This window comes from Butyricimonas synergistica DSM 23225 (assembly GCF_000379665.1).
GTDB lineage: Bacteria > Bacteroidota > Bacteroidia > Bacteroidales > Marinifilaceae > Butyricimonas > Butyricimonas synergistica.
On record NZ_KB903359.1, the window covers coordinates 311445 to 328880 of the forward strand.

Sequence of the window (17436 nt, forward strand, 5' to 3'; positions counted from 1 at the left end):
GATTTAGAAAGTTGCATTTAAAGAGAAATTAAATGTGCGGCTGAAAGGGTAGGATAGACCTCTTTCTTGTTTCACGTTCGAGATATGCGTCAGGTCGCCCATTTGCAGTTGCAGGCGGAGCATACTCAAACCAATGCGTTTGATTAATTCCCGCTCGAAGTCGTAGCTTAAACTTAGGGATGTGAAATCCAGTGAATTATAGTCTTGCACAAACCTGGATGTCGGGCGGGTCGTTTCGCTTCTGTCCTTGATGTCTTTCAACGGGGTACGTTGTCCGGCGGATTCCCAGCGTTGGGTCAGCACGCGTTTGTCTGCATTCTGGTAACGTAAATCCACGCATTCCACTTTTTCCACGAGGGTAGAGTTATATGCCTGTGCGCCAAATTCATACATGAAAGAAGCGAACAACGAGAAATTTTTGTACCGTAAGTTCACCCCAAAGCTGCCTTGTGCGTCCGGTTCCGTGTCCCCGAGAATTTGTTGTTGAGAGGAAACCCAATCATACGAGATTCGTCCGTCCCGGTTCACGTATATTTCTTGCCCGTCACTCGGGTTAATACCTAGTGATTTCATACCCCATATGGAGGTGAGCGAACCGCCTTCCTCGTATTTCATGAGCGGTTTGGCGTAAGTCAGGTCTTTCTTGTTATCTTCAAACTTCCCGAATTCTTCGTCGACACGGGTGTTGTAGGCTTTCAACGATTCGGAGATTTTCATGATCCGGTTCTTGTTGTGTGCCAAGTTACCGTACAGGATGACATCCCAATTCTGCGTCCTGTACACGTTGGCACGCACGATGATTTCATACCCCCGGTTCCGTACCTCTCCCAAGTTATCCTTGTAGGACTCGAAACCCGTGGATACCGGGATCGTCACGTCCGTGATTAAGTCTTTGGTCAGCTTGTTGTACCAGTCTGCTTCCACCGTGATATTATCATTGCATAATCCCAGTACGAAGCGGATGTTCAATTCATTGGTCTTCTCCCAGGTCAATTTGTCGTTACCCATGTAGAACAAGGTCAGCCCGTTTCCCGTGCCGTAATATTTGTCGGAAATTTTGTACGTGTGTTTGGCTGCATAGGCGGGGAAGTTTACTTTACCCGTTTGCCCGTAAGTACTGGTTAATCGCAATTGGCTGATTTTCTCTACTCCCTGCAAGAACCCGTATTTGTGAAAATTGATTCCTGCGCCGACAGCGTAGAATGAAGCCGTTTTATTGTCTGTCCCGAATTCGGAAGAACCGTCCATACGGAAGGAGGCATCCATCAGGTAAATATCCTGGAATGAATAGTTTAATGCTGCGTACACGCTGGACAGGCGGGTATGGTTATCCGAGAAGGTGGGGGCATCCGATTTCTCGGCGTACATGGGCGAACTCAATTCTCCGGACGGGAATCCCCGGAACGTGGTACTTTCATAACTATATTTGTTCTCGTTCAATTCGATACCGGCGGAGAAGTTGATGTTGTGGTTTCCCAATGTTTTCACGTAATTGGCGAATGCCTTGAAATTCCAGCTTATTGTTTCGGATTTACTCTTGTCCAACGTCCCCCTTTGTACGCTTAGATCTTCGTCTGTCCTTTTAAAGGTTGCGGATTCCGGATCCACGAACGTGGAAGCCCATTCATTTGTTTTTGTGATTGAGAATTGGGCTTTCATTTGAAGTCCGTCTTGTATATACCAGTTTACACCCAAGTTATCTGTCAACGAGCTGTAATTGTTATTGCTGAAATTCTTCATCAGTTTAGCCTCGTAATAGGGATTCAATCGGGTTTCATTGATGTGCCACTTTAAGTCGTTCACGTAATTCCCGTCGATATCTTTGTAAGACACGTAAGGCAGTCGGCGGGTGTATTCGCTGAAATCCCCGTAAGGAGAATTTGTTCCCTTGGTGACGTCGTAACTTACCTCGTTGCGCAATTGTAAGTTCTTCACCCGGTAATCCAGCATGAAAGAAGAACCGACCCGTGTTCTTCCGGATTCTTTCATTACCCCGTTCTGCTCGTCGTAACGCATCGTGATCCCGAAACGGAAGTCATTGGCGCCTCCCTCAATAAACAAGCTGTGCTTGTGATTAAAGGGGTTTCTCAGGGGAAGGGAAATCCAGTCGGTGTTCACGCCTGCCATGATATTATTCATTTTCTCGACATATTCCCTTTGTAGGCTTTGGAATTCCACGGGAGAATCGGATTCGTAGAATCCGGCTAACCGTTCCGCTTCCAACTTTTCACTCGCATTCATCAGGTTGTAGTCCGAAATATCCGGCACGGTCAACTCGCCCATGAAATCGTAGGATACCCGGAGTTTGCCGGGTTGCGGGGCTACGGTTTCGATCACGATCACCCCGTTGGCGGCACGTGAACCGTACAATGCCGTTGCGGCGGCGTCTTTCAGAATCGTGATGTTCGCAATCCGGTTCGGGTCGAAGTCATACACTTTATCTATTTTTACCTCGTACCCGTCCATGATAAACAACGGGGCGTTCGGGTTATTCTGTAACGCTGTTTTGGACACTGAATTTTTATCCAGTTCCATGACTCCCATGCCGGAACGTCCGCGGATGTAAAACTCGGGTACCGTGTTCGGGTCTGATCCCATCTCGTTGTTTTTCATGATACGCAGGGAAGGGTCGAAGACTTGCAGTGCCGAAATGACATTCCGGGAAGCCACTTTCAATAAATCTTTTTTCTCCACCCGGATAGCCGTTCCCGTGAAACTGGATTTCTTCACGTTCGCGTAACCGGTCACCACAACATCTTCCAGGCTTTCTTTTTTCTCCTGGAGAATCACCTTGATTTCTTTCTGACCGGTGATTTCCACTTCTCGTGTTTCAAAACCAAGGAAGCTGATAACGAGCGTGATGTCCTGGGTGGTCGGGAGGGTTAGTTTGAACTTGCCGTCTTTGTCTGTGGCGGTTCCTACTTGTGTCCCTTTTATCATGATTGTCGTTCCGGGGAGGGGGGCATTGTTTTCGTCAAGCACTACTCCACTGATCTCCTTATTCTGCGGGGGCGTGTTTTTTTCCTCCTTCAATTTTATCACTACCGTGTCGTCGACAATCTGGTACGTGAAGCCTGTATTTTCCAGACAGAGTGCCAAAACTTGTGTGAAAGGTTTATTCTCGGCTTTCACGGTGACACGCGGGGCTTTATTAACAATTTCCAAATTATATAGGAACTCGTAACCCGATTTCGTCTTGAGTTCTTTGAGGACATTTGCTAGTGTTTCATTTTTGAAATCGACACTGATTATTTTGTCCTGTTTTTGACCGTACCCAGCGAAGGATAGGGAGGTAAGGCATAGGGTAAATGTGAGTAACAGATACCTTTTTAATAGATTATTCGTATTTTGTTTCATAAGTTTGTTTGTGGTTTATGTTACTTGTTTCAAGTGTTAATTACCATAAAAGGTCACGATCAATAAACGAACGTTTATTAATCGTAAAAAAGGTAAGAAGTAATCTCTTTTATTGGTATTGTAATAAAATGCTAATCACTTGAAAATGAGAAATACGTTTGTTGTTTGTAGGGCATTTTGAAAGGATGCGCTTAGACAAGGAATAAACGTTGGATTAATGACATAAAATTTCTTTTTTAGATGGTTAGACTTAAGTGTATAATTCTCCCCTTTATCGCAGCCATTCGATGCGATATTAAGTATTTTGACTGTTCATTTTTCTATCGTGCCATTCCAGATTGATATCAGGATACAGAAATGACATGACATCCGTTATTCCTTTATTTTTACGATTATATTATTCTTTTCCAATTCAAACCTCACGTGTGTTGTTAATTCTATGATATTGCATATTTCTTTGATACTGCTATATTTAGGAACGCTACCCTCGAAATGATATTGTTTTGCCTCTTCGTCCCTGAATGTCACTTGCACGTCATACCATCTGGACAACTTTTTCATGATGTTTTCCAGGCTTTCGCTGTCGAAATAGAAACGTTCGTTCATCCATGTGGTATAATAATGCGGGTCTACCTTTTTTATCAACATCTTCCCGTCTTTCAAGAGGGCTTGTTCTCCCGGGTTCAGTATTCGGCGGGTATTCTCGTGCAGAATCTCGATCTTCCCCCTTGCCAACGTCGTGTGGGAATAATTGTCATCGTTGTAGTCCATCACGTTGAAGGCTGTCCCCAACACTCTGATCGAGTAGTCTTTTGTTTCGACGATAAACGGCTTCTCTTTATTCTCGCTTACGACAAAGTATGCCTCACCTTCTAGTTGTACCTTCCGGAGGGTATCCGAGAAGAACACGGGATATTTCAACGAGGACGACGAGTTTAACCATACCTGCGTCCCGTCGGAGAGCGTGATGTTGTATTCTCCCTTTGGAGGGATCACCAGTGTATTGTAGATCTCGATCTTGTCATCCGCCGAGCGCGGGGTATAGACGATCCCCTCGTTCTTTTGCGATAAAATGCGGGTTCCGTTTACTTCCGTCAGCGAGAGCGTATCCCCGGAAAGTACCAGCGAACTGCCGTCCGAAGTGTATAAAATCGCTTTTTTATCTCCCGGTAATACCTTTGCCAGTGTTTGTTCCGTTGGCGAAAGCGAAGAAGTATCTAGTAACAGGTAAAGTCCGCCCGCCACGATAGGCAACATGAATATAGCGGCATAGCTTATCCTCTGGATTCTACGTTTCCGACGAATGACAATTTCAAGCTTGTCCTTCATCTTCGTCCAGTATTTCGGGTGCTGTAATTTCTTCATCTCTACCCAATCCCGGATGATCTTTTCGTCTATATTTTTTGGTTCATTTGGCATGGTTTTGTCATATCGTTTATATAATAACAAAAATAATGCAGAATCTACCTAGTCGTTTTTACAACTATTTTTCACTTTCTCGCGAATTTAACATTTCGAAGAAGGAAAAGTAGTACTAAAAGATGTTTTCGTAGATGTTGGAAAGCGGTTGTCATATGCGCTTTCACGGTGTGGTACGATATCCCAAATTGCGAGGCGACATCTTCATAACGTTGCCCCTGCAAATATACCTGCTTGAAAATCTCTTTGCATTTGGCAGGTAACGACTCGATAGCGGCATCCAGCCGTTCCAATTGTTGCATATGGGCGATTTCCTCCTGGATATCTTTTTCTGGGATAGCCTCTTGGGTGGAGGATAGGGGAATGGTTCTCTTTTTCGAGAGATTGATATAATTCAAGGATGCATTTTTCACGCAGGTAAACAAGAAGGAAGAAGTGGCGTATTTTAAACGTTTCGTTTCGAACAGGTGCAAAAACACGTCTTGAACAATATCTTCTGCCGGTTCCCGCGAGCCGACTAGCTTACCGGAATAGAGAACCAAGTGGCTGAAATAGCGGGTGAAAAGTTCTTCCAGTAGTATGATTTGTTCCTTCTCCATTTGTTTTCGTGTGATTATGTACCGGACAAAATTATAATTTCTTCTTTAATGAACAATAAATTTCGTTTAATATGATAGGGAAAAGTGTACGGATTATTTGGATTCCCCGTGAATTAATCCCCATTTATAGGGGTGCATCCCGTTGCTTTTACCCGATTTTGAGGATGTTGTGTCTTTAAATATTTTCTTATTTTTGATGTCGTGAAATATCATAAATAATTCTATAAACTAATGAATAAACTTGGTAGTGAGTTGAATATTTCCAATATTTGTGGTAAAAATAATACTATGAATTCACATCTATTCTCTGCCGATATGAAATTGGCAGATGTTATTCATGCCGATTATTCCCTTTTGCTGCTTTTGCACCGTTTCGGGTTGAACCTGGGGTTCGGGGATAAGACCGTGCGGGAGGTTTGTGAGGCGAATCATGTGTCCTGTCCCTTGTTCCTGATGATTTGTAACGTGTATAGCAATGAGGCGTATTTACCCATGGACAAGGAAATCGAGCGTATCGGTACGGATGTCGACCAGTTGATCGCTTACTTGAAGAATTCCCATGATTATTACCTCAATAGCCGTATGTTCGTGATCGAGGAGCAGCTGAAAGAGATTTCGGGGAATTGCGAGGAGCATCACAAGAAAATCCTTCACCTTTTCTTCAACGAGTACAAGAACGAGGTTATCAAGCATTTTGCTTACGAGGAAGACACTGTTTTTCCGTATATTTCCGGCATCATGCATGGTGATCGTTCTGGCAACTATGAGATTGAGGAATTCAAGGAAAATCACAGCAATATTGATGATAAACTAAACGACCTGAAGAATATTATCATGAAGTACCTGCAAGGAGATGCGTTGTCTGAAATGCGAATCCGGGTGCTGTTCGGAATATTCTCGCTGGAAGAAGATTTAAGCAAACATTCTTTGATAGAGGATAAGATTTTAATCCCGTTAGTCAAGAAATTAGAACAACAATATGGCAAGCAATAATAAATCGTACCGAATTGTTATTATTGAGCCGTCAATGATTATATCGACCGGTTTGCGGAAATTGATAGAGGGCAGGCATGATTTCGAGGTCGTTGCCTCGCTTGCCGATTGCTATCATTGCGTGGAGAAGATTAATCATCTCGCCCCGGATATTATTATAATTAATCCCTCGACCGTGGAGCCGAAAAGGCGGCAACACCTGGAAGAATTATTCGAGGGGATGAAGAGTGCGGCTTTGGTAGCTTTGGTCTACCAGTATATAGAACCGGAAGCATTGAAACAATACCACACGGTGATCGATATCTCGGATGATGCTGACAAGATAGCGCAGAAATTGTTGCAATCCATTGATGCCCTCAACGCTCCCGCCGACGGTGCCGATAAAAACGAACTTTCCGAACGGGAAAAGGAAATATTGGTATCCCTGGCAAAAGGCAAGATCAATAAAGAGATCGCCGACCAGCATCATATATCGGTACACACGGTCATTACCCACCGCAAAAACATCATCCGTAAAACCGGAATTAAGTCGGTATCGGGACTCACCGTGTACGCTATTTTGAACAATCTCATCGATATTAATGAGGTGGAGTGACTTTTTATCCAAAATATCCCTAATATTAGGGATTGCGGGATAAGGCTAAAATCGAGATCTTTGTAATGTTAATAATATGATTTTTCTTTTCAACGTAAGCCATTGAAAAAATTTTGCCAAAAAGCTCTCGTCATTTTGACGGGAGCTTTTTAAATTTTATATATTTGTACATTACCAATAACTACTGACATGAAGATGAAATCCTTTTTCTTGTTTTTACTGTGCTTTTTTCTCGTGGCGGCTTGTTCCGATAAAGAAATAGAGCCTAGTTTTGCGATAGAGAATAGCAGTGGTGTCGTAATAAATCCGGAAGTCGGTTCAACGACGATCTTTTCCTTTACCAGCGCACGTGAATGGAAGGCTTCCTGTTCTGCCGATTGGCTTTCGGTATCCCCTCTTTCGGGGGAGAGTGGGAAAGCCACGCTCACGATTACCACCAAGAGTGAAAACTCGACTACTGTCGATCGTTCTGCTACTCTTGTATTGTCCTCCGGCACGGTGCGGAAAGAAATCACGTTGATGCAGGAAGCAGGTGAAATAGGTTTTATCGAGCCGGATTTGACGGAATATAGAATGCCTGTCGAGGGAGGAGTACTACAAATCGGGTTCTCCACGAACATGGGAAATGATGAGTTTCAGATTGAGAGTAGCCCGAACGTGGATTGGTTAAACCAAAATGAAGGTGGGCGGGCAGTTGCCAAATACGGGGTACGGCTGAATGTTTTGGCTAACCCGGGCGATGACTCCAGGTCCGTCGATTTCATGTTTACTAGGAAGGTCGACGCTAAGGTTATGGCAACCGTTAAACTTACCCAGGCGGGAAAATTGACGCCTGTCGATCACACGTCGGACCAGAGTGTCCGGGTTTTGCAGACAGCAAGCGAAGGGAACGGCATCCCGATCATCATCATGGGGGATGGATTTACACAGCAAGAGATCGATGATGGGGGGTATGCCAAAACCATGAATAAAGCGTGCGAGAATATATTCACGGAGGAACCGATAAAGTCACTTCGCGATTATTTCGACGTGTATGCCGTGACTGCAGTTTCAAAGAGTAAAGATTTCACGAGTGGTGATAAAACCGTTTTTCGTTGCAAGTTGGAAGGCGGGCAAAGTACCGCGATTGAAGGGGATGACAAAATAGTTCAGGCATATATGCAATGTGTAAAGAATATTAATTATGATGATGCGTTAGTTATCGTAATACTGAACACACAGGTTCATGCTGGAACTACTTATTGGTATATGAATTCGCAAACGAACAAGGGCATAGACTTTGCCATCGCTTATTGTCCGATTATTAAGGGAATGGATAGTGAAGACTTCCGGCAAGTGCTCACGCACGAGGCTGTCGGACACGGCTTAGCCAAGCTGGGCGATGAGTATTCTTATTTGGAATTCCCGGTCATTACAGCTGATGTCATAAAAGAAGTACAAAGTCTTCAACGTGATGGATGGGTGCAAAATGTTAGTTTGACGAATAATAGGACAGAAGTACCTTGGTCTGCTTTCTTGTCAGACAACCGTTATGTGTCTGAGGAGATAGACGTGATAGAGGGGGCTTACACCTTTAAAACAGGTATTTACCGCCCGACTTATGAAAGTATGATGAATAGTAACAAGACTGCGTTCAATGCCCCGAGCCGCAAAGAGATATACGACAAGGTAATGGAGAAGGGTAAGAATGTTGTATCACCTGCTTACGAGGACTTTGTGGCGTTCGATATATTGCATAAGCCGGAAGTTCGTGCATACCTTCGTGCCCGTGCGGTTGAAGAGAAGCCGTTTGCCCGCCCGCGGTTGGTCAGGAAGGCTTTGAACTTCTAGTCTTCCTGTATTAATCTTGCACCCTTGTATGCGATGGCATACAGAATAAAGGTGAGGAGGATCAGGGCGGCGATGAACCATTGCCAGCCGAAATGGTCGAGGACAACACCCGTGGCGGAACCCCACACACTGGAACCCATGTAATAGAACAGAAGGTATATGGATATGGTGACCGAGCGTTTTTGCAGGTTATAGTCACTCACGATGCGGTTGCAGATAACGTGCACGACGAAAAAATTGAACGTGAAAATAGCTAAGCCGAGGGTGATAATCCAAAAATTATTCACGTATAGTAGCAACAACGCCACGACGGATAATAGCACGATGGTTTTCTGTATCTTGAAATGGTTGAAGCGGGCAGTCAGTTTAGCCGTGGCAACCGAGCCGAATACCCCGAAAATATACATGAAGTAGATGTAATGAATCAGGTAATCCGGGAAGTTGAACGGTTCTTTCACGAGGTAGAACCCGAGGTAATTGTACAGGCTCACGAATATCCCCAGCATAAGCGACCCGATCAGGTAAAACGGGAGCAACTTGGCGGACGTGAGCAGGTGCAAGTTCGAGATGATAAGCGATTTGAAATTCTCCTTCTTCGGTTTGAAATTCATGGAACGGGGGCTGAATATCAGGAATAGGATAGCGAAGACTGCACACAATATCCCGATTGAGGCGGATGCTATCCGCCACGAGAATTCGGAGCTGAGGTACGAGGATATCACGCGTCCGCCCATTCCCCCGAGGGCGTTACCGGCGATGTATAATCCCGTGATCTTACCCTTGTTCTTGGGCAACACTTCTTCCGAGATGTATGCCAGCGACACGGACGTCGCCCCCGACAGCAGGAATCCTTTCAGGGCACTCAATGCCACGAGCAGGAAAAAGGAATTGGAATAAGAGCAGATCACCGATGCCACGGAGGATGACAGCAGCGCAGCGCTGATTAATTTCTTCCTCGGTATGCTGTCTGCCACGAACATGGCGGTAAACAACCCGATCACCATGCCTAGCGTCGAGAACGAGATTGCCAGACTGCTGTAACTTGCAGACAGGTTGAATTGCGTCGCAAGGTCGGGGAGCAGCGGTTGAAAATAATACAATTGTGCGAAGCAAGAAAATCCCGACAAGAAGACGCATATCGAGATCGTTTTGTCTTTCGAGCTTTTCGCTGAATAGCTTATTTCTTGACAATTATTCATTTCAAGTCCTTAATTCCGGTGCAAAAGTAAGCAATCCGCGGGCACGTTGTCCCCCTTTATTTGTTTTTTTCCGAGGAAACTTTCTCTTGTTGTTTTTCGTTAGAAGGAATACTAGGAACCAAATGTTAAACAGATAAATAGGAAAGATTATGAGAGGAAAGATTTTGATGGCAGCCTTGTGGGTTGCCTCGTTATTTGTTTTTGCCGCTTGTCACGACGATGACGACAACGATAAGGATTACAAACCGCACGATAGTGTCACGGCTGCTTTCACGGCGAAGTTCCCGAATGCCACGGCGGTGACTTGGGAAACGAAGGGGGTATACGAGAAAGCTGAGTTCAGGGAATCGGGCTGGGAGTGTGAGGCTTGGTTCAGTAAGGACGGGCAGTGGGTGATGACGGAGAAAGACATGGTGTCGTATGCCAATCTCCCGGCGAAAGTGAAGGACGGGTTTGCCGGAAGTGTATACAGCTCTTGGAAAGTCGAGGACGTGGATTACATCGACCGGATGAATACTCCCCCCCTGTATCGTTTGGAGATCGAGAATGCGAACAGCGAGATGTACATTTATTTTAACGAGGACGGCGAACTGGTAAAACAGTCGGAGGAGAACGCTGAAACTTTACCCGTCTCCGTGAATTCGTTTATCTCTCAAAACTACCCGAAGGCGGTGGTTGTCAACGACGAACGCTGGCAGGATGGCATCCTGGAAGTGGATATTATCGACGAGAACCTGGTAAAAGAAGTGTTGTTCGACCGGAACAACAACTGGATGAAGACCTCTTGGTCTGTCCTCGAAGCCAACGTGCCGCAAGTCGTGTTGGACGTGCTGAAAGGCGAGGCGTACAACAGTTTCTCTATCGGCAGCATCCACTTTATACAGTATGCTTCCGGCGAGAACGTTTACCGCTTCGTCCTCACGAAACCGCACACGATGAATATTTCCGTGGAAATCTACCCGGATGGAACGATTGCGCTGGACTAATCTTATTCATTTTAGATTTTAGATTGCTACCCCCTCTAATTCCCCTGTGTAAGGGAGAGTTCGAGGGGGTAGTTCAATCATTCAATTTAAAATCTAAAATTTAAAATTAGTAAGTTTTCAATTGTTTTGTATATATTTGCCCCGAACGAGTCTTTCTACACGATGGTTCGTGGTGATGTGTACAAATTATTAATGTCTTGAGGATGGAAGGTAAATTTACAGACGAGGCTTTTTTCCAGAAGTTACAGGAGGGTGACGAGGGGAAATTGAAGGAATTATTTAATGATTTCTTTGCTTTGTTTGTGGCGTTTGCCCGCAATTATCTCGGACAGGACGACACGTGCGAGGACATCGTGCAGGATACGTTTGTAGCCTTTTGGGAGCAGCGGGCTTCCTTCAAGAACATTTATTACGTGAAGGCTTTCTTTTACAAGACGATACGCCATAAATGTCTGAATTATATCCGCCACCAGAAGATAACATCAAGACACGCAAGCGAGGAGCAGAAGAATGACCTTGCCGATAAATCTTATTTTATCGACGCTATCATTCAGGAGGAGGCTTCCCGCATGATTTATGAAGAGATTTTGAAATTGTCGAACATGGGGCGCCAGGTGATGTTGCTGGCGCTGGACGGCTGCTCGAATGACGAGATTGCCGAGAAGTTGGGTATTTCCGTCAACACGGTGAGGACTCACAAAGCTCGGACGTACCAGTATCTTCGGGAGCGGTTGGGCGAGTTGAGAATCTTGCTGTTGGTTTTATTCTCAACTTATTAATTTTAGATCCAATCGATTCGGTGATTGAGTGATTGACGATTCAGTGATTCTAAGGATTTTAGATTTCTTGATTTAAGCTTGAAAAGATTACCGAAGCTGGAGAGTATTCCGACTCTCCCTCTATAAACAGAGGAGGAGCTGGAATACTTTTTCGTCTTCGGTAATCTTCTCATTTTCAATTCTCAATTCTCAATTTTCAATTATTTTTCCAACGGGTGTCGTCCTACTTTCTGACTCGGGTGTTGTATGTATCGAAAAGAAGAAATAAATATCAGAGAGATGAAAAAGATAATCGAAGCAATCAAAACGGGCGAGAGCGTGGGACGGAAAGTGTTGGGGAGATCCGAAGAGGAAGACGAACGAAATGTATCCGCTTGGGAGGCGTCCGCAGGGAAAAAGGATGAGTTGTTCCAAAAGATTTCAGATACTGGTTTTATACAGGAAAAGGCGTTGTACTATAAGAATTTCGATATAGCGAAGGCGTGGCGGGAAGCCAAGGTGAGAGAGCATACCGGACGGGGACGCCGCATGGCTGTTCGGCGGTGGATGGCGTGGGGGGCTGCTGCGGTGATTGTTCTGTTCGTGAGCGTGGCGATGTTTTGGATGATGCGCGGGGAGCAGGCAGTGGAGCGGGTGGACGTGCATAAGACGATCGCACGGATCGTGCCAGGACGGGGAGTACCCGTGTTGTTTCTCGAGGATAACACGTCTATCGAGTTGAGTGCGGAAGTGCAGATGATCGAGGGGAAGCAGGGTATCGAGATCGGGAAAAAGACCATCTCTTACACCAGCGTGAGGGCGAAGGTGGGGAGGGTGTACAACAGGCTGGTCGTGCCGAAAGGGGCGGAGTACCACCTCGTGCTGGCGGACGGCAGCGAGATTTGGTTGAATTCGGAGTCTACGTTGCGGTATTTCGTGAATGATACGGATGCCGAACGGGTGGTGTACCTCCAGGGGGAGGCGTATTTTAAAATTGCGAAGAATGAGAAGAAACCTTTTAAAGTGATTTCCGGAGATCACGTGGTGAAGGTTTTAGGAACAGAGTTTAATATAAATGCTTATGCCGGGGAATCGTTGATCTACACGACCTTATTGGAAGGAAGTGTAGACGTGGGGGTGTTGGACAGTCCCGGTGGTCATCAGGTTTTATCGGAACGAGGTAGGCAGAGTGCTTACAACCCGACGAATAAAGGGATCTCGATACGTCGGGTGGATCCCCGTGTCTACACGGCATGGAAGGACGGGTATTTTGTCTTTAATTATTCCACTTTGCGCGAAGTGATACATCAATTATCTCGCTGGTACGACTTTGATTACGAGGCAGACGATTCGATTCTGGATCATTACCATTTCTCTGGTGAGTTCAAGCGTTTTGACAACCTGGACAGCGTGTTGGAGATTATCCGTTCCACGGGTATTCCTTTTGCGCTGGATTACCGGGACGGGAAGATTATCATCAGGAGGAATAATGTCTAAACATTATTATCTAAATCATTTAAACAGTAACTTATGATTAAACTTTTGCGTGTGAAGGAAAGGAAGAGCCTATTGCTCGGGATGTTGCTTCTGGGAAGCACCGCTGTTACTATGGCGCAAACGGATTCACGGCAGGATGTCCGGGATTCGCAGGAGAAGGGGAAGGTATGGAACATGGGGGAGAGTCTTAGCGGCGAGCAATTGAGGCGGTTTCACCCGACAGACCTGTTGAAGGCGCTTCAGGTGATGGAGCCTTCGCTGAGGCTGGCGGGGGATGCAGAATTATATGGTTCGGATTTGAATTATGTTCCCAAATCTATTGATATTCGAGGGAAAAAGTCGATTCTCGGCACGGATATGGAGGAGAGCGCAATGCCGCTGATCGTGGTGGACGGTTACGAGGTGTCGATCGACCGGCTGGCTGATTTCGACATCCACCGGGTGAAGAGCGTGAGCGTGCTGAAAGACGCCGCAGCGATGGCGATCTACGGTATTCGGGGTGGCAACGGGGTGATCGTGGTGACGACGAACGACATTCATTCCGGCACGTTGCGGGTGACGTACCGCTTTGACGGCGGGGTGGACATGGCTGACCTGAGCAGCTACGATCTGATGAACGCCCGGCAGAAGCTGGCGCTGGAGAAGGAGATGGGCTTGTACGAGGGGAACGAGGAGTTGTACCAGAGCCGCCTGAAGAACGGGAACACGAACTGGCTGGAGGTGCCGCTTCAGAAGCCGTTCCGCCACAAGCACCAGATCGAGGTAGAGGGGGGCGACAGCACGATGCTCTACCGGGTGTACCTGCTGGCTACTCCCGGCAACAAGGGGATCATGAAGGGATCGAAGCGGGATCATTACGCCGTGGGAACCCGTTTGAACTATACCCATAAAGGTTTGTCTATCTCGGACGAGTTGCGGGTGGACGTGATTTACAGCAAGGATTCGCCTTACGGTATTTTCATGAATTATATGGCAATTAACCCGTATTACAGGAAGTACGCGGCGGACGGCGTGGCGGAATCCGTGCTGGGCGAGGGGACTTTTAACCCCCAACCTTCGCCGTTCTACGAAACTACCTTGTCGAGTTTCTCGAAGAACCGGGCAACCCGGGTGATCAATAACGTGCAGGCGGCATGGGAGATCACGGGGGAGCTGACGTTGTCGGGGCATTTCGCTTTCACGAAGGATTTTAACAAGCAGGATCAGTTTGTTTCCCCGAAGTCGTACCGGTTCATGGGCTTGCCGATAGAGGATTCGGAGCTGGCGGGAGAGTACGGCATACGTCGGAACAACACGACGGTGTACGAGGAGAAACTGATGCTGAATTACCGGAACGAGTTCGGCAGGCATCACCTGAACGCGTTGCTGGGGATTCATTCCTACGCGTCCAAGGTGTACAGCGATAATTATACCGGGGTGGGGCTGGCGAGCGACCACATGAATTACATCTCTTTCGCCCAGAAGTACGCTTTCGACCGGAAGCCGGGCGGGCGGGAGTTCCGCGACCGATTGTTCGGGGGCTACGCTGCCGCTAGTTATGATTACGACGGGCGGTACGAGGCGGATGCCGTGTTGCGGGTAGAGAAATCGTCGCGGCTGGCACCGAAGAAGCAGGTAGCCACGTCGTGGGGGATCAACGGGCGTTGGAATGTTCACCGGGAAGCGATGTTGTCGGGATGCAAGCGGGTAGACCGTCTGGTGTTGCAGGCAGGAGTCGGGGTGACTCCCGGTTTCCAGTTTGACTACAACCAGGTGAACCCGGTGTACGCTTACGATATTGACAACCCGTATTTGAACGGGGCGAAGAATAATTCTCTGGGCTTGGTGACGTTGTCGCAGGTCAATCATTACAATCCCCGCCTGAAGTGGAGAAGCGACCGGAATTTCTACGTCGGCGCGGAGTTGTCGATGTGGGAAAGGCTGGAAGCGCGGGTTCGTTATTACAACACGTTGAGCCGGGATCTCGTGGTGCTGAAGGGAAACGACATCGCGACCGGGTTTGCCGAGAAATGGGTGAACGACGGGGAGATCCGGAATGCCGGGGTGGAGTTTTCCTTGAATGCCGGGATATGGAAGGACGCGGAAGGGCTTTCGCTGAACCTGCTGGTGAACGGCATCGCGAACAAGAACGAGCTGGTGAAGGTGTCTGATTATTACCGTCTGAAATACAATGCGGAGTACGCGGAAACGGGACGGCAGCTGACGGAAGGCAAGGCGGTGAACGCTATCTATGCCGTGAAGTCCGCCGGGATCGACCCCGCTACCGGAAAAGAGATTTACGCGGGGAACCGCGGGGAGTGGAGTGCCGGTGATATTACTTATCAGGGTGACCCGACACCGAAGTTAGCCGGGAGTTTCGGGCTGACCGGGACTTACGGGAACTGGGATTTCAATTGTATGTTCCGCTATTCGTTCGGGGGCAAGGTGTACAACCAGGAAGCGGCAGAGTTCACGGATATGGCAGACCTGAACGCGAACGGTCCCGTGCAGATGCGGGACAAGTGGCGGAAGGCGGGACAGGACGCGAAGTGGCAAGGGTTCGACAACCGTTTGACGTTGCCTACCTCCCGTTTCGTGGAAACGCGGAATATTCTGTCGCTTTCTTCCCTGCACGTGGGCTACCGTTTTGACGCGGCTTTAGCCGAGAAAATGTACATGACGGGTTTACGGGTGGCATTGAGTTGCAATGACTTGTTCTACTCTTCGTCCGCGAAGATGGAGCGGGGGCTGATTTATCCTTTTGCCCGTAGTTTCACTTTATCTCTTCAAGCCACATTTTAAACGAGAATGATTATGAAGAAATACTATATAATAGCATTGGCGCTTCTTTTATTTAGCTCTTGCAGCGATTGGTTCGATGTTGCACCGAAGGAGGAATATATCGACGAAGAGGCTTTGTTCAGTAGCGAGTCCGCTTTCCGTAACGCCATGAACGGGATATACACGGAGTTGCGGGGGAGGGATTTGTACGGCGGCAACCTGACGTTGGGCGGCGTGGAGTTCATGGGACAGACGTTCGTGCCGGACGAGGCGTTGAAGCCGGTTGCGGATTTCAATTACCAGTCTGCTCTTGTGCAAGGTATGGCGGAGAGCGTGTGGGAAAAGATGTATCATGCCATTTACTCGTGCAATAACTTGACTCGGTTGCTGCAAAAGAAGACCGACGTGGTTTTCGTGGAGGGTTCGCGGGAGATGATGCTGGCGGAGTTGAAGGCTTTGCGGGCGACGTTGCATTACGAGCTGGTACGGCTTTTCCACCCGCAGGTGACTGCGAATGCCGATTTCAAGGGCGTGGTGTGGATGGAAAGTACGACGGCGGAACCCGTGTTATTGTCGAACCGGGAGCTAGTGACGAAGATTGTGTTGGAACTGACGGGGGCGATCGGCGAGTTGAAGAAGTATGATCCGGTCACGACACGGGTGAGTTATAACTCGGATGCGCTGTTCGGGACGAATTCGGCTGACCGAGTGTGGAAGATGAATTATTATGCGGCTTTGGGGGTAAAAGCTCGGGCTTCCTTGTCGCTGGGTACTGCTGCCGGGTACACGGATGCGCGGGCTTGTGCCGATGCGGTGATTGACGACGGGTATTTCGCATTCGCCACGACGGCGGGAACCGATCTGGGGTTCTCAGCGGAACACTTGTGGGGATTGGCTCCGGCGGACACGGATTTCAGTGAGCTTTCCGATGAATTGTTTGTAGACCGGGGCATCGTGTTGTCCGGCGTGGCGGATGCCGTTTCGTGGAAAGCGGGTGCGGCGGACGACTTGCGGTTCAAGTGGCTCACGACGGATTTGACGTCGATGTCGCCGAAGTACGCCGCCACCAGCCTGGTGAAAGATACCGAAACGCCCGCCCGTATCGCAATGGTGAAATTGGGCGAGATATACCTGATTGCGGCGGAAGCGGCATTGGAACAGAATGATTTAGCCGGGACGTATGGCTACCTGAGTACTTTCGTGACCAAGCGTTTTTCCCGGACGACGCTGACGGAGCTGTCGACTGCGGAGGAGTTCCGGGCGGAGATCTGTACCCAGTATGTGCGTGAGTTCTTGGGCGAGGGACAATTGTTTTACGCTTATAAGAGATGGAATCTTTCTTCCATACCGTCTTATACCGGTGGAAGCGTGGATATGACGAATAAATACACATGGATTATTCCCACGAACTGAATCGGAATATGGAATTAATAAAAGGAACAG

General features: G+C 47.5%; 12 protein-coding genes. 8 read left to right on the forward strand and 4 right to left on the reverse strand.

Annotated elements, in window-relative coordinates; translation table 11 throughout:
• Positions 1-3: 3 nt before the first annotated feature.
• The 3 genes from A3CY_RS0101360 to A3CY_RS0101370 form a co-directional block, all read right to left on the reverse strand.
• Positions 4-3357: a SusC/RagA family TonB-linked outer membrane protein gene (locus A3CY_RS0101360; protein WP_018336087.1), complete on the reverse strand. Its 3354-nt coding sequence runs from the start codon at positions 3355-3357 to the stop codon at positions 4-6.
• A 372-nt stretch (positions 3358-3729) separates the two neighbouring features.
• Positions 3730-4776, reverse strand: a complete 1047-nt coding sequence (locus A3CY_RS0101365; protein ID WP_018336088.1) for a FecR family protein — start codon at positions 4774-4776, stop codon at positions 3730-3732.
• A 71-nt stretch (positions 4777-4847) separates the two neighbouring features.
• Positions 4848-5375, reverse strand: a complete 528-nt coding sequence (locus A3CY_RS0101370; RefSeq protein ID WP_018336089.1) for an RNA polymerase sigma factor — start codon at positions 5373-5375, stop codon at positions 4848-4850.
• 288 nt (positions 5376-5663) lie between these two features.
• Between A3CY_RS0101370 and A3CY_RS0101375 the strand changes: the two genes are divergently transcribed.
• From A3CY_RS0101375 to A3CY_RS0101385, 3 genes are all read left to right on the forward strand, one after another.
• Positions 5664-6368: a hemerythrin domain-containing protein gene (locus tag A3CY_RS0101375; RefSeq protein ID WP_040371375.1), complete on the forward strand. Its 705-nt coding sequence runs from the start codon at positions 5664-5666 to the stop codon at positions 6366-6368.
• Entirely contained in the window at positions 6355-6963 is a 609-nt protein-coding gene (locus A3CY_RS0101380; RefSeq protein ID WP_018336091.1) for a response regulator transcription factor, read from the forward strand. The genes A3CY_RS0101375 and A3CY_RS0101380 overlap by 14 nt, the downstream gene beginning before the upstream one ends.
• Before the next feature lie 189 nt (positions 6964-7152).
• Positions 7153-8793, forward strand: a complete 1641-nt coding sequence (locus A3CY_RS0101385; RefSeq protein ID WP_026207187.1) for a M64 family metallopeptidase — start codon at positions 7153-7155, stop codon at positions 8791-8793.
• Here the strand turns inward: A3CY_RS0101385 and A3CY_RS0101390 are convergent.
• The gene (locus tag A3CY_RS0101390; RefSeq protein ID WP_018336093.1) at positions 8790-9992 is read right to left on the reverse strand and encodes an MFS transporter; all 1203 of its coding nucleotides are present in this window, start codon (positions 9990-9992) and stop codon (positions 8790-8792) included. The two genes, A3CY_RS0101385 and A3CY_RS0101390, sit on opposite strands and share 4 nt — an antisense overlap.
• Positions 9993-10141: 149 nt before the next feature.
• Here A3CY_RS0101390 and A3CY_RS0101395 point away from each other — a divergent pair, with 149 nt between their 5' ends.
• The 5 genes from A3CY_RS0101395 (at position 10142) to A3CY_RS0101415 (ending at position 17406) form a co-directional block, all read left to right on the forward strand.
• Positions 10142-10978, forward strand: a complete 837-nt coding sequence (locus A3CY_RS0101395) for a PepSY-like domain-containing protein (protein WP_018336094.1) — start codon at positions 10142-10144, stop codon at positions 10976-10978.
• A gap of 203 nt (positions 10979-11181) precedes the next feature.
• On the forward strand, positions 11182-11757 hold the full coding sequence (locus tag A3CY_RS0101400) for an RNA polymerase sigma factor (RefSeq protein ID WP_018336095.1): 576 nt from the start codon (positions 11182-11184) through the stop codon (positions 11755-11757).
• A 279-nt stretch (positions 11758-12036) separates the two neighbouring features.
• Complete coding sequence (locus A3CY_RS0101405; RefSeq protein ID WP_018336096.1) at positions 12037-13233, forward strand: FecR family protein; 1197 nt, start codon at positions 12037-12039, stop codon at positions 13231-13233.
• Positions 13234-13266: 33 nt separating this feature from the next.
• The gene (locus tag A3CY_RS0101410; protein WP_018336097.1) at positions 13267-16014 is read left to right on the forward strand and encodes a TonB-dependent receptor plug domain-containing protein; all 2748 of its coding nucleotides are present in this window, start codon (positions 13267-13269) and stop codon (positions 16012-16014) included.
• Positions 16015-16026: 12 nt separating this feature from the next.
• Positions 16027-17406, forward strand: a complete 1380-nt coding sequence (locus A3CY_RS0101415; RefSeq protein WP_026207189.1) for a RagB/SusD family nutrient uptake outer membrane protein — start codon at positions 16027-16029, stop codon at positions 17404-17406.
• Positions 17407-17436: the final 30 nt, after the last annotated feature.

Excerpts from the sequence above, each read along its gene's own strand:
- A3CY_RS0101385 (WP_026207187.1), top strand. The coding sequence starts at position 7,153 with ATGAAGATGAAATCCTTTTTCTTGTTTTTACTGTGCTTTTTTCTCGTG.
- A3CY_RS0101400 (WP_018336095.1), top strand. The coding sequence starts at position 11,182 with ATGGAAGGTAAATTTACAGACGAGGCTTTTTTCCAGAAGTTACAGGAG.
- A3CY_RS0101395 (WP_018336094.1), top strand. The coding sequence starts at position 10,142 with ATGAGAGGAAAGATTTTGATGGCAGCCTTGTGGGTTGCCTCGTTATTT.
- A3CY_RS0101375 (WP_040371375.1), top strand. The coding sequence starts at position 5,664 with ATGAATTCACATCTATTCTCTGCCGATATGAAATTGGCAGATGTTATT.
- A3CY_RS0101365 (WP_018336088.1), bottom strand. The coding sequence starts at position 4,776 with ATGCCAAATGAACCAAAAAATATAGACGAAAAGATCATCCGGGATTGG.
- A3CY_RS0101415 (WP_026207189.1), top strand. The coding sequence starts at position 16,027 with ATGAAGAAATACTATATAATAGCATTGGCGCTTCTTTTATTTAGCTCT.
- A3CY_RS0101370 (WP_018336089.1), bottom strand. The coding sequence starts at position 5,375 with ATGGAGAAGGAACAAATCATACTACTGGAAGAACTTTTCACCCGCTAT.
- A3CY_RS0101360 (WP_018336087.1), bottom strand. The coding sequence starts at position 3,357 with ATGAAACAAAATACGAATAATCTATTAAAAAGGTATCTGTTACTCACA.
- A3CY_RS0101390 (WP_018336093.1), bottom strand. The coding sequence starts at position 9,992 with ATGAATAATTGTCAAGAAATAAGCTATTCAGCGAAAAGCTCGAAAGAC.
- A3CY_RS0101380 (WP_018336091.1), top strand. The coding sequence starts at position 6,355 with ATGGCAAGCAATAATAAATCGTACCGAATTGTTATTATTGAGCCGTCA.
- A3CY_RS0101410 (WP_018336097.1), top strand. The coding sequence starts at position 13,267 with ATGATTAAACTTTTGCGTGTGAAGGAAAGGAAGAGCCTATTGCTCGGG.
- A3CY_RS0101405 (WP_018336096.1), top strand. The coding sequence starts at position 12,037 with ATGAAAAAGATAATCGAAGCAATCAAAACGGGCGAGAGCGTGGGACGG.